At 47.0% G+C, this 12,886-nt stretch carries 14 protein-coding genes; 11 read left to right on the plus strand and 3 right to left on the minus strand.

The genetic code is table 11. From position 1 onward, the window contains the following. Window positions 1-126: 126 nt before the first annotated feature. The 7 genes from A7975_RS01695 (at window position 127) to A7975_RS01725 (ending at window position 5,476) form a co-directional block, all read left to right on the plus strand. Complete coding sequence (locus A7975_RS01695; RefSeq protein WP_053375472.1) at window positions 127-789, plus strand: TerC family protein; 663 nt, start codon at window positions 127-129, stop codon at window positions 787-789. A 168-nt stretch (window positions 790-957) separates the two neighbouring features. Further along, a complete protein-coding gene (locus A7975_RS01700) occupies window positions 958-1,440 on the plus strand; it encodes a hypothetical protein (RefSeq protein WP_053375473.1) in 483 nt (160 codons plus the stop codon). Between the two features lie 49 nt (window positions 1,441-1,489). Continuing rightward, window positions 1,490-3,331, plus strand: a complete 1,842-nt coding sequence (gene typA / locus A7975_RS01705; protein ID WP_053375474.1) for a translational GTPase TypA — start codon at window positions 1,490-1,492, stop codon at window positions 3,329-3,331. A gap of 176 nt (window positions 3,332-3,507) precedes the next feature. After that, window positions 3,508-3,819 (plus strand): YlaH-like family protein, encoded by a 312-nt coding sequence (locus tag A7975_RS01710; protein ID WP_065383967.1) that lies wholly within the window; start codon window positions 3,508-3,510, stop codon window positions 3,817-3,819. Next, window positions 3,816-4,088: a hypothetical protein gene (locus A7975_RS01715; protein WP_065383968.1), complete on the plus strand. Its 273-nt coding sequence runs from the start codon at window positions 3,816-3,818 to the stop codon at window positions 4,086-4,088. The genes A7975_RS01710 and A7975_RS01715 overlap by 4 nt, the downstream gene beginning before the upstream one ends. 17 nt (window positions 4,089-4,105) lie before the next feature. After that, complete coding sequence (locus A7975_RS01720; RefSeq protein ID WP_053375477.1) at window positions 4,106-5,152, plus strand: LCP family protein; 1,047 nt, start codon at window positions 4,106-4,108, stop codon at window positions 5,150-5,152. An 81-nt stretch (window positions 5,153-5,233) separates the two neighbouring features. Continuing rightward, on the plus strand, window positions 5,234-5,476 hold the full coding sequence (locus tag A7975_RS01725) for a hypothetical protein (RefSeq protein ID WP_065383969.1): 243 nt from the start codon (window positions 5,234-5,236) through the stop codon (window positions 5,474-5,476). A gap of 39 nt (window positions 5,477-5,515) precedes the next feature. On the opposite strand, the gene A7975_RS01730 is transcribed toward A7975_RS01725, so the two are convergent. Further along, window positions 5,516-6,055 (minus strand): YhcN/YlaJ family sporulation lipoprotein, encoded by a 540-nt coding sequence (locus A7975_RS01730; protein WP_053375479.1) that lies wholly within the window; start codon window positions 6,053-6,055, stop codon window positions 5,516-5,518. A 120-nt stretch (window positions 6,056-6,175) separates the two neighbouring features. Between A7975_RS01730 and A7975_RS01735 the strand changes: the two genes are divergently transcribed. Together A7975_RS01735 and A7975_RS01740 are read left to right on the plus strand one after the other, a co-directional pair. Further along, window positions 6,176-7,507, plus strand: coding sequence for a PhoH family protein (locus A7975_RS01735; protein ID WP_053375480.1), 1,332 nt, complete (start codon window positions 6,176-6,178; stop codon window positions 7,505-7,507). A gap of 306 nt (window positions 7,508-7,813) precedes the next feature. Further along, window positions 7,814-9,106: an ABC transporter substrate-binding protein gene (locus tag A7975_RS01740; protein ID WP_065383970.1), complete on the plus strand. Its 1,293-nt coding sequence runs from the start codon at window positions 7,814-7,816 to the stop codon at window positions 9,104-9,106. 72 nt (window positions 9,107-9,178) lie between these two features. Here A7975_RS01740 and A7975_RS01745 read toward each other — a convergent pair whose 3' ends face one another. Beyond that, on the minus strand, window positions 9,179-10,285 hold the full coding sequence (locus tag A7975_RS01745; RefSeq protein WP_065383971.1) for a coiled-coil domain-containing protein: 1,107 nt from the start codon (window positions 10,283-10,285) through the stop codon (window positions 9,179-9,181). Window positions 10,286-10,358: 73 nt separating this feature from the next. Here A7975_RS01745 and A7975_RS01750 point away from each other — a divergent pair, with 73 nt between their 5' ends. Continuing rightward, entirely contained in the window at window positions 10,359-11,516 is a 1,158-nt protein-coding gene (locus tag A7975_RS01750; RefSeq protein WP_176707652.1) for a class I SAM-dependent methyltransferase, read from the plus strand. 156 nt (window positions 11,517-11,672) lie between these two features. Here the strand turns inward: A7975_RS01750 and A7975_RS01755 are convergent, their stop codons facing one another. After that, window positions 11,673-11,909, minus strand: coding sequence for a DUF2626 domain-containing protein (locus A7975_RS01755; protein WP_053375484.1), 237 nt, complete (start codon window positions 11,907-11,909; stop codon window positions 11,673-11,675). Window positions 11,910-12,185: 276 nt separating this feature from the next. Here A7975_RS01755 and A7975_RS01760 point away from each other — a divergent pair, with 276 nt between their 5' ends. Next, complete coding sequence (locus tag A7975_RS01760; RefSeq protein WP_053375485.1) at window positions 12,186-12,836, plus strand: RsfA family transcriptional regulator; 651 nt, start codon at window positions 12,186-12,188, stop codon at window positions 12,834-12,836. Window positions 12,837-12,886 lie beyond the last annotated feature (50 nt).

Genomic DNA, 12,886 nt, shown 5'->3' on the forward strand with positions numbered 1-12,886 from the left:
ATACAAGCAAGCTTCAAGTCAACACTCAATACGAATGCTGATAAAGATGGATTCATTTTTTTCTTTTTTATTTCGGACATATTCCCGACAGCTTGTTCATACAGCTGATAAGAGGGGGGATGCAGCTTGGACAGCGTCATTATATTTATCGAAATCGTCTTAATTAATGTATTGCTTAGCGGAGATAATGCCATTGTCATTGCCATGGCAAGCGGCCAGCTCCCGCCTGAGCAGCGCAAGCGCGCCGTATGGTGGGGGGCATTAGCTGCCGTAGGACTCAGGTGCATTTTAACCTTGGTAGCCATCAAGCTGCTGCAGGTGCCTTTTTTGCAAGCGATCGGAGCCGTTTTATTGTTTTATATCGCCGTTAAGCTGCTTGCGGAGGCTGGAGGACAACAGGATTCGCATACGGTAAAAAAAGCGAAAACGATCGGTCAAGCGATCTGGACAATCGTCGTGGCTGATTTCGTTATGAGCCTGGATAACGTGCTGGCGATCGCTGCTGTCGCCGATGGCGACCCTGTTCTTATTTTGCTCGGAATCGCGCTCAGCATACCTATGATCATTTGGGGAAGCCAGATGCTCGGCAAGCTTTTGCAAAAATTCCCTGCTCTCTCTTATATAGGAGCTGCCTTGCTTGCTTATGCCGCCGGAGGCATGCTCATGCATGATCCCGGCCTCGATAAATGGCTGTTTCATGGCTCCAAAACGCTTGCAGAAGCGATTCCGCTGCTCTGCGTACCGCTTGTCATTGCACTGGCAGTTGTCAAAAAAAAGCCTATATTATAATGTTTATAGCCTGCCCCGTTTACTCAAAATATTGAGGAACGGTTTTTTTTTGCGGATAGCCTCGCTACGTACTGGTATTTTTGCCTCAGTTCCATTAAACTAATATAGATAAAAACTGTCGTCTTTCGTCAAGATATGCGATTGGCGTTGTAAGGAGCGGAAGCGCAAATGCCTAATAACAAATATTCCGCTGGAATTATTTTGCTGTTAGCCGGGGTCGTTATTTTGTTGGGCAAGTTAGGTGTATTCAGCTTTTTGGGCGCAATCTTCTGGCCGCTGCTCGTCTTGATTCCCGGAGTGCTGTTGCATGTTCTTTACTTCGGGCGACTAGTTCCTGCGGTCGTGCTTGTACCAGGCGGAATGCTCGTCGTATATGCCCTGCTGTTTGTCGTATGCAACCTTTTTGGATGGGATAGCTTGAAATATTTGTGGCCGCTGTTTATTTTTGGCGTAGCAGCAGGCCTTTACGAATATTATTTGTTTGGTTCATCCAGACCGCGTGTTGTGCTCACGGCATCGATTGCGCTAGCTGCCGCATCGGCCGTGTTCGTTATTTTAGTACTTTTGTGGAGCTGGGGGATTTATGCGATTGCTGTTGCATTAATTGCAGCAGGTGTTTGGATGATGCTAGGCAAGCGCAGACGTTGGTAAGGGTATAAACAGGCTTTAAATAAAAAACAAATGGAGTGGATTACAAGTTATGCAAGCAAGAGAGAATTTACGGAATATCGCAATTATTGCCCACGTTGACCACGGTAAAACGACATTGGTTGACAAGCTGCTTCAACAATCAGGCACGTTTCGCGATCATGAAGCAGTACAGGAACGCGCAATGGATTCAAACGATCTTGAGCGTGAACGCGGTATTACGATTTTGGCAAAAAACACAGCAATTAACTACAAGGATTATTTGATCAACATCGTAGATACGCCTGGACATGCTGACTTCGGCGGCGAGGTTGAGCGTATTATGAAAATGGTTGACGGCGTACTGTTGGTCGTTGATGCGTTTGAAGGCTGCATGCCGCAAACGAAGTTCGTTTTGCGCAAAGCGCTTGAATCGAACCAAACGCCAATCGTTGTAGTGAACAAGATTGACCGTCCGAACGCTAGACCTCAAGAGGTTGTTGATGAGGTTCTGGATCTATTTATCGAGCTAGGCGCGAACGATGAGCAGCTTGAGTTCCCGGTTGTTTATGCATCTGCGCTTATGGGTACTTCCAGTCTTGATCCTGAGAAACAAGATGAGAACATGGAAGCACTATATGAAACCATCGTTAGCAACATTCCTTCGCCAACTGAAGATACGGAACAACCATTGCAATTCCTTGTTACTTTGCTTGATTACAATGAATACCTTGGCCGTATTGCTGTTGGACGCGTTAACCGCGGTATCATTAAGCAAGGTCAAACCGTTGCGGTTATGACACGCGAAGGCGGCAATAAACAAGCTAGAATCGAGAAACTATTTGGTTTCGTTGGTTTGAAGCGCGTTGAGATCGAAGAAGCAGGCGCTGGTGATATCATCGCGATTGCAGGTATCCGTGAAATCAACATTGGTGAAACGATTGCTGATCCACAGAAGCCGGAAGCTTTGCCTGTTCTCAAAATCGACGAGCCTACGCTTCAAATGACGTTCCTCGTTAACAACAGTCCTTTTGCAGGACGTGAAGGCAAATGGGTTACATCCCGCAAGCTTCGCGAGCGTCTATACAAAGAGCTTGAGACTGACGTTGCGCTTCGCGTAGACGAAACAGACAGCCCGGATGCATTCGTCGTATCTGGCCGCGGTGAGCTTCACCTAGGCATTCTGATCGAGAACATGCGTCGTGAAGGCTTTGAGCTTCAAGTATCCAAGCCGGAAGTTATCATCAAGGAAATTGATGGTTCGAAGAAAGAGCCTTACGAGCGTCTACTAATTGACACGCCTGAAGAAAGCATGGGCGCTGTTATGGAGAGCCTTGGAACGCGCAAAGCAGAAATGCTTAACATGATCAACCACGGCAACGGCCAAGTTCGTTTGGAATTCAGAATTCCTGCACGCGGCCTGATTGGATACCGTACACAGTTCTTGACATTGACTCGCGGCTACGGCATCATGAACAATGCTTTTGACAGCTACGGCCCACTTGCCGGTTCCGGCGTAGGCGGCCGTCACCAAGGCGTTCTTGTTGCAAGCGAGAACGGTACATCGACATTCTACGGCATGATGGGCGTAGAGGATCGCGGTATTCAGTTCCTTGAGCCGGGCACTGAAATTTATGAAGGCATGATCGTTGGCGAGCATACTCGTGAGAATGATATCATCGTCAACATCTGTAAAGTAAAACAACTGAACAACATTCGTTCCGCTGGTAAAGACGATACCGTTACATTGAAAAGCCCTCGTCTATTCTCGCTTGAGCAAGCGCTCGAGTACTTGAACGATGACGAGTATTGTGAAATTACGCCGAAGACGATTCGTCTGCGTAAGAAAATTTTGAACAAAAGCGAGCGCGAACGCGCGGACAAAAACCGCAAAAACGCACAAGCCAGCGTTTAAGAGCCGATCATTTAACAAACGTAAGGTTTTGCTCGCGCAAAGCCTTACGTTTTCTTTAAAATATAAGTGGGATTATAAGTTAAAACTTATAATCCCACTTATATTTCACAGTGAAACGATGCTGTGCAACTAAAAAGCGGCGCAGGCCGTTTACAATGGAGAAGGAGGTTTGCTGCATGCAGGCTTGGCTAAGCGATCATAAGCTGATTTCTTATTTGATCATTCTGGGCTTTACGATATACATATTCAATAAAGTGTTTCGTGCTCAGCAGAAGCTGCCGTTGTTGAAAGAAATAATGGTCTATGTATTGATAGCGTTCGGATCTTTCGTATTGATGATCTTACAGGTGGATAAGCTGCCTATCATTCAATGTATGGGAGTAGCGGTTTTAATGATGCTCATGCTTCGGGGGCGTCAATTATATGACAAATGGAAAGGCAACAAAGCCGGCGAAAATGCTCCTCAGAATGCGGAATCAGGCAAATGAAGCTAGAGGACGCTCTTTTTAACTGGCTGCAAATTAAGCTGGTTGCGGAGGCTAGGCAAGATGATCAGGCAGCCCTCGACACGCTGGTTTTTTTTGAGCAAATATTGACAGAGGATCATGGCTTGTCGAGCTTTGCCGTAACAAAGATAGACGATACGATGATTCATCTGAAATATGAGAAGGATGGCCGTTCTAAGCTGCAGCTATATCCTCGGGAGCTTGGCGAACAGCTTTTGACGGACATTGAATCAAATCCAAAATACAACTGAACTTGAAGGTGGCACATATGAGCAAGGGTTCAACAGAATTACCTCCAAGAGCGGGCTCTCGTCAACCAGTCAAAACAAAAAAGCAAAAGCCTCGTAAGAAACGCTCGATATGGAAAACATTTTTTATATTGTTATTTGCTGTACTTCTGCTCGTTGCGGCAGGTTTAGCTTATTTGGTGTTTAAGGCCGATAATGCCGTTGATCAAATTGCTGCCCCAAATGATAATGAGGTAGTCATACCTGCCGGAGAGTCTGTTAAGGAAAAAGCGGTAGCTATGCTGTTAATGGGGATTGACTCGCGTTCCCATGGCGGCGGCTTGAATACGGACGTAATGATGGTTGCCGTCTTTAATCCAAAGACAAAGTCCGCCACGCTCGTTACGATTCCACGGGATTCAAACATTGATGTGGATGGCTACAGAGCGCGTAAAGCCAATAGCTTTTATGCTGATTTTTATATGAGCGCACTTAAGAAGGATATGAGCAAAGAAGCGGCTTATGCAGATGCCAAACAAGAGGTTCGCACCGTAATGGGCAAGCTGTTCAACATCGACATTAAATATTCTGCCGTTATTAATTTCCAGGGGTTCGCAGACGTCGTGGATGCGCTGGGCGGCGTGGATGTAAATGTAGATATGCGAATGAAGTATAAGGATTCCGCTGACGGCACGAATATTGACCTGAAGGAAGGCTTTCAAGAGCTGAGCGGAGAGAAGGCGCTTGATTTTGTCCGCTACCGCAAATCGAACAACGGCAAAAATATGTCAAGCGACTTTGAACGAAATGCAAGACAGAGCCAAGTCATTGGCGCTCTAACAGACAAATTGAAATCGTTTGACGGCGTAACGAAGCTTGGTTCTGTTATTGAGGCAGTTGGCAATAACTTAACGATGGATATGCCTTCGAAAGAAATTAAAAACATGATGGCTAAATATGTGGGTATGGGCCGCGATGATATTACAATCATTCCGCTTGAAGGAACATGGAAAAGTCCTTATGTATATTTAGATGAGACGAAGCTTAACGAAGCCCGGGCTGCACTGCAAGCAAAATTGGCTGAATAACCGTAGACTGCAACTAATATTATAGCTATAATAAAGCTACAGAGGCCAGTTTATAAAACTGTTCAGAAGGAGGTCATGCGAATGACCAATGCCGAATCCATAAGATCCGAGCAACCGATCGATCAATTGCTGAAGCAGCCAATCGTTCTACTGCATGAGCTAAATGCGGTATCTGACAGTGTGACCTCGAACATTATTGGGAGCGGGGACGCGATGGACCATGACGCGTGCTTGTCCACTGCCCTTGTGTGTATCAAACCAAATAAGAACGTTGCTGCGAACAGCTTGGATGTACAAGTTTTCGCAGCCATGAAGAAAGCCTAGTGATCGCTCACTAGGCTTTTTGTGTCTTCAAGGGGGTCTTTACAATTTCTTATTCAACGCAGGAGCTTGCTGCGATTCTGGCCCAATCGGCTTAACGTCACGCGGTATCTGCGGAATGAGTCTTCCTATGATATCGGCCATTTCTTCTGCAAAGCCGGTGATTGGTTTGCCGCGCTTGATGTCAGCGCCAATTTCATTGATTCTCTGAGAGAGATCCATATCCGCAGTAACGAGAGCGTCAATGCCGTATGGATCTTTGTGGAAGGCTTCGGCGACGGAGTATTTAATCGTACCGACTCTTGATCGATCCAGCTTGCTATCCACATCGATGCCAACGATTGCAGTATTGCCGAACACGACGCAATGTGCGTTCGTTACACCGTGAACTCCTTTGGCCAACTGCTCCAGATGTGCCGCAACCTGCTTCGAGTCTTTTATTTCCTTTTTCCTCGGCGCAGTTTGTTGTACATGGACTTTGCCATTATTTCGTGGAGAGGGTGATGTCTCATTACGTGCGACGGTGCTGCAGCCTGTCGCTACAATCGCAACAATGATCGCTGAAGTTAGCCATTTGAACATGTTTGCCACCTCTTTTTTATCGTTGAAAAATCTAAAAGTCACCTGTCAATCATAGTCTACCCGCAGCAGCGAATTGCTATGTATGGCCTCTAATGAATATCCAACGCCGGGAGGGTTCTCATGAAAAAAATATTCGTGCTCGATACAAATGTGCTGCTTCATGATCCGCAAGCGATTTTTGCTTTCGACGATAATGAAGTCATAATTCCCGCGGTCGTGTTGGAGGAAATTGATTCCAAGAAGAGGTTAGCAGATGAATTAGGGCGTAATGCCCGTTCAATCTCCCGTCTGCTCGATAAGATGCGTGAAAAAGGCCATCTGCATGAAGGCATCGAGCTTCCGAGCGGCGGCATACTCAAGGTGGAATTGAATCACCGCAGCTTTATGCGCGTGCAGGAAATGTTTGGAGAAATGTCAAACGATAATCGGATTTTGGCGGTCGCGCTGAATTACCATATAGAGCAAGAGAATGAGCCGGAAAAGCAAAGCATTGTCCTCGTAAGCAAGGATGTGCTCGTTCGCATTAAGGCCGATGTGCTTGGATTGCAGGCACAGGATTATTTATCGGATCGAGTCGTCGTCTCATCCGACTTCTATACGGGGTATATGACCCTTTACGTACATCCGGCAGTCATTGATGAATTTTACACCTACCGCTTCTTGACGGTGAACAACCTGCATTTGAACATCCGATTAAATCCGAATGAATTTGTTATTTTACGCGATGAAATGGGTACTTCAAAATCAGCGCTGCTTAAGGTAAGCCAAGATGGAGCGAGGCTTGAGCCGTTATTTTTAAGCAATGATCCGATTTGGGGCATTACGGCCCGCAATGCTCAGCAGCGCATGGCGCTTGAGCTGCTCCTAAATGACGATATCCCGCTTGTAACCCTCACAGGCAAGGCTGGCACCGGAAAGACGCTGCTGGCGCTTGCGGCGGGCCTTCTGAAGACGGAGGATGAGCATAAGTACAAGAAGCTGCTTATCGCAAGACCGGTAGTGCCAATGGGCAAGGATATCGGCTATTTGCCAGGTGAGAAGGAAGAGAAGCTGCGTCCTTGGATGCAGCCGATATATGATAATTTGGAATATTTATTCGATACGAAAAAAGCAGGCGACATCGATAAAATTTTGATGGGAATGGGAAGCATTCAGGTCGAGGCGCTTACCTATATTAGAGGAAGGTCCATTCCTGGACAATTCATCATTATCGACGAGGCGCAAAACTTAACGAAGCATGAAGTAAAAACGATCGTATCACGGGTAGGCGAGGGCAGTAAAATCGTCCTCATGGGCGACCCGGAGCAAATTGACCATCCGTATTTAGATTCCATCAGCAATGGACTTACGCATATTGTGGAACGGTTCAAAAACGAGGGAACAAGCGGCCATATGACACTTGAGAAGGGCGAGCGCTCTAAGCTTGCACAGCTAGCCGCTGATTTACTGTAACTAGCTCAAAGCAAAAAGCAAAGAACGAGTCTTAGAAGCGATTCTAAGGCTCGTTTTGTCGTTTTAAGCCATATAGGACATAAGTGCTCCTTTTAGCGTGAAAATTTCCTGTATAAAGGTCCATTTGCTGTTACTATAGTAAATGACATCGATATTTTCCCGTCCGCTTGGTTCAAACGGCTCATTCGCTGTTGCTTTTGTATATTTCCGCTAATTACCAGCAGCCTATAACAGGTTCATTTGGACAAACTTTGAAATTATTGTTATCCTATTTTTAGTAGATTCAAGGATGAAAGGAAGAACGCTGTGACTCCCAGAAAATATGTGCCGTTTATTATCGGTGCGTTACTGTTAGCAGCACTATTGCTTATCCCATTCTCGCGTGATGCAAATCCGACAAGCGTCGGAAAGCCGGACGGGAAATCGAATATACAGCCCGCGCCGGGAGAGCTTGTCATCGATCAGCTTACCGAAATTTATGTAAACGTTTCCTTGCCTAATTCGCAGTTTCTGCAGCTGCAAGATTTAAATCGGAATTTTATGATGAAATATCCTCATATACAAGTAATACTAACGAATGATCCGTCCAACGGCCATGCATATGACGAGTGGGTGGTTCAGAGCGAGCAGGGGGAAGCGGCAGACATTATGCTTCTCGATAATGGCTGGGTAAGGCCGTTTGCCGTGCGCGGGTTTCTAAAGCCGGCAGACAGCATGATGACGGGTGACACGCTCTCCGATCAGATGCCTGGGCTGCTGGAACCGCTCAAATGGAACGGTTATTTATGGGGGGTTCCGAGGGATGTGAATCCATATGTGGTTGCATGGAGCGGATCTCTGCTGACGGAAGCAGGGTTAAAAGCGCCGCCAAATGATTTTGGAGCTTACCAAGCTGCTGCTGCGCGCATTATCGAGCTCCATCCCGAGGCAAGCATAGTTAACTGGAGCGCAGGGGATTTAATGCAGCAGCTGATATGGCTTGCCGCATTTGATCCGAATCAATCAAACCTGCTGAACATGCAGCCGTTAAATGAGAAGCAGGCCGCGCAGCTCGAATGGATGCAAAAGATGGAAACGTATATTAGCCGCTTCGAGAATAGTGCAGTCGATCAATTAACGGTTTCATTTCAGGGCAACAATTTGCTGGCTGCCATTATTCCTTGGGATGATTACGAGAACCTGAGCGAAGGGCTAAGGAATAAGCTTGTCGTGGATCGAGAAAACATATATTCCCCATGGCTGAATGGTCACAGCTACGCGATCTCCGCCAACAGCGAGGCGGAAGAGGAGGCGATGCTGTGGATCAAAGAAATTACGGATGTGAACAACCAGCAGACGACCTACGACCGATCGGGCCAGCTGCCGGCAAGAGCGTCTTTGTATTCGTTCAACAGCTCGCTGCAGACGGATCAGGTCCAAATACCGCCTGCATGGTGGAAGAAGGTGCTCATTGCGAAGCGGGAGGGAAATGAAATGCCGCTGCCTGATCCGATGTGGCCTGAGAAATGGCAGCACAGGGAGCAGATGTGGAAACATTTTTCCGAAGGGACATTCCAGCTGACTGCCTATATCGAATCGCTCAAAGCGCAAGTAGATTAAACGAAAAAAGCCTGCCCCGTTTTGACCCGGGACGGGCTTCATTGCTTTTAAGAGGTGGAATCAGCGACTTGGTCAAAGCTTAAGATTCAGCTTTATCGTCAGCTCGCCGTCAGACATTTCGACGGAGTCCGCCTTTAGGAAGGATACGATTAGATCTGGATAAAAGCCAAGGTCAAATTCCTTCTCCAAAGCTCGACGGGTAGTGTCAGGCAGCGCGAAGCCGTTAAAAAGCAGCTCATCCACATGAAAGAGGATTGCGTTTTTTGGTTCATTTTCTACCGTATAATGACCGGCGACTTTTATTTCCATATTGCCTTGCTTGCCTTGGGCAACGACTTTGCCGTAAACGAATTCAAACGCAAAATTGTTGAAAATGTCATTTTGCTCGCGCAAAAACGCGTTCAAATCATTCTCAGGCACACGTATCGTGTATTGAAAGCCCTTGATTTCAAGCAGCTGCTTGTTATCCTGAATCCAGGTCGGCAGCTTCTTCATCGCTTTGGAAAGCGCGCGGAAATATTGTTTGACCACGTCGATTCCTGCGGTATCCCAGTAAGAGGTAAGCTCCTTCATCAAAATACGGATGCGGTCGGCATCGGACCGGCCTGACAGCTGTGCATCCAGCTGTTTTTCTAGAGCCACTACACGTTCTCTTTGCGTCCGCAGCTGCTCCTCGATCGTGTTCAGCTCGTCTTGCCTTGTCTCAAGCTTCTGGTAGCCTTCCTTCACCTTCTTGTATTGCTCGACGTATGTATTCAAGGTATGCTTGTCTTGCGTAAGTATAATTTCTGCATAGTCCAGCATTTGAAACAGCTCCGATAATGAATCAAACGATAAAAGCGCACGGAACAAAAAATCGCGATCTCCCATATAATAAGCGCGCAAAACGCTTCCAGCCTCGTCCTGCTTGTCCGAGATTTGCTGCTCCTGTAGATGAAGCTGCTTCTCCGTATCCGTCATTGTAAGCGTAAGCTGCTGCTTTTGCTCTTGAATGCGGACGATTTCTTTATCGATTTCCACGACGGATAAACTTTTTTCAAGCAGCGAATGCATGTCCTCCTCATCAACCGGCAGAGGCTCTGCCATAACGGGAAGCCGAATCAGGAGCAGTGCAATTAGGAGCATCACCGTGGCTGCTATGGAATTACGATTACGCTTGGCTGTCAATGTCAACGGCATCGTCCCTCCTCAGCATTCATTTTATGCGGCAATCCATTCTATTATATCTTACATTTGGAAAAGGATGAACCTTATGATGAAGGAAAACCCGCTTGCTGTCTCTATTGCGGCAGCTATTGCAGATTCGGAATTCAAAGGCTGGCCTATCGACCGTGAAGGGAAAAAGCAGCTGGTTAGCTGCATTCCCTTTCATCGTTACATGAGCACTTGTTTATATGATACGGATTACGGTTATTACCGCTCGGGGCCAATCCGCGTAGGCAAGGAGGGCGATTTTTATACAAGCTCGGGAATTGGACATGTTCTGGCTGAGGTTGTTGCTGGCTGCGCAATTAACTACAGCGAATCCGTAGGCGAGCCTCTGAAGCTTATCGAGTGGGGGGCGGGTACGGGGCGGCTTTCTGCACAAATTGCGGAGGCTGGCGCCAAAAGAAGCAGCGAGTGGGCAGAGCGATTCCAATCCATATTGATTGAGGATCATCCGGCGCATGGACAAGCAGCAAAGGAAGCTTTTGCCGAAATAAGCGATACGCTGAGTGCTGAGCCCTTGCTTGCTTCATCGGACGAGGCTTGGGACGCAAGCTGGCTGAAGCAGCCGGCGCTTGTGCTCGCAAACGAGCTGCTGGACGCTTTTCCCGTACACCGCGTGCAGCGGGTAGACGGTGAGCTGCTTGAAATAGGCGTTGCTGGCGATGAGGTGCAGGGTTTTTATGAAGTCTGCATGCCGCTTACAGATTCACGGATATGCGGTTGGCTTGAGCGAGACGGCATTCAGCTGAGAGAAGGACAAATGACGGAGGTTCATGCAGCGGCAGCAGCGTTCCTTAAGCGGCTCGGAGCGGCAATGAGGACCGGACGCCTAATTCTAATCGATTACGGGCATGAAGCAAGCGAATATACCGCGGAGCATCGCATGCTCGGTACGCTAATGTGCTATTGGCGTCATCAGGCAAGCGACAATCCCTATGTACGGATCGGGGAGCAAGATATGACCTCACATGTCCCGTATACGTTTATTCGTCATGAAGCGGAGGAGAACGGCTGGCGCGTTGCCAGCTATTCGACTCAAAAACAATTTTTGATCGAAAATGGCGTTCTGGAGCTCCTCCAAAACGATTACAGCACCGATCCCTTCAGCAAGGCGGCGAGAATGAACCGATCCGTCAGGCAGCTTCTGCTGAGCGACCAGATGAGCGAAACGTTTAAAGTGATGATTTTGGACAAAATATAACGCGGACAAAAGAACGGTGCCACTCCTAATGGAGCTGACACCGTTCTTTTGCATGGCTTAAACGCGAAACGAGCTTTGCCGTCAATGACAGCAAAGCTCGTTTTCACTTAGCTTAAGTATATGACCTGCCTAGGCGAATCTTCTGTGGCGCCTTTGTTAGAACGGCAAGTCCATCTTGAAGACCGACCAATACGTGAAACCCACGAATGAAATGATCATATATCCCCAGAACATTACGATGTAAGTTCTTTCGGAGAAATTCAAGTAGCCCAGAAATACGAAAGCGACGGCTTGTGCAAAAAATAAAAGCGCAAATTCCGTCATATGGCCTGCAAAAGCCATTAGTCCGATTACCAGGGTCCAAAAGCCAAGTACCCGATACATGCGTGCCATGATGACATCCCCCTTTCGCTGCGACCCGATTTTCTAATGATCATTATAACGTTTGGCGAAATAAGTGTAAACCAAAAACGGTGACGAAATCGCAAATTTTTTATTTAAGGCCATTCCTACATACGAAGTCTAGATATAGTTTGCTCAATAATAAGAGCTAACATGTATGAGTAATTGAAAATTTGGTTATACAATTTAGTATCCAATAGATTCTATGAACTCTACCAAGGGCATAGAGATAAAGTAAGCGCCTTTACGTTAGGAGGTTTTTGTTGCATGACAGCAGTCAGACAAGATGCGTGGAGTCCGGACGACGATCTAATACTCGCCGAGGTTACACTACGCCATATTCGCGAAGGAAGTACCCAGCTTGCCGCTTTTGAAGAAGTAGGCGAACGAATCGGGCGGACGTCCGCAGCATGCGGCTTCCGTTGGAATAGCTGCGTTCGTAAACGGTATGAGGATGCAATCCAAATTGCAAAGCAGCAGCGCCAGAAACGAAATTATTTGAAAAAACAAACGATTGTCGCAACGCCGCATGTATCATCGATTGCCGTTTTTGAAACGGATGAGCGTGGTTTCAAGCAAGAAAGCAGCTCGATCGAGGAAGGGTTGTCCGTAGATGCTGTTATTCGTTTTCTCCGTGGATGGAAGACGACCTATCAGGATTTGACGCGGCAAATCAAATGGTTTGAGAAGGAACTGAAAGACAAAGAGGATGAGTTATATCGTTTGCGCGACCAGAATGAGAGATTGTCCAAAGAGGTCAATAATGTTCAAACGGACTACCGCGCAGTAAACGATGATTACAAGACCCTTATTCAGATTATGGATCGTGCAAGAAGGCTGACCGTGTTAACGAATGATGACGAGGCGAAGCCTAGATTTAAAATGGATGCAAACGGCAATTTGGAACGTATTGAATAAGTTATAAACCGAAAATGTGAGAGGCTGGCCATTTGTAATGGCTGGCCTCT

The organism is Bacillus sp. FJAT-26390, assembly GCF_001682865.1.
GTDB lineage: Bacteria > Bacillota > Bacilli > Paenibacillales > Paenibacillaceae > Pristimantibacillus.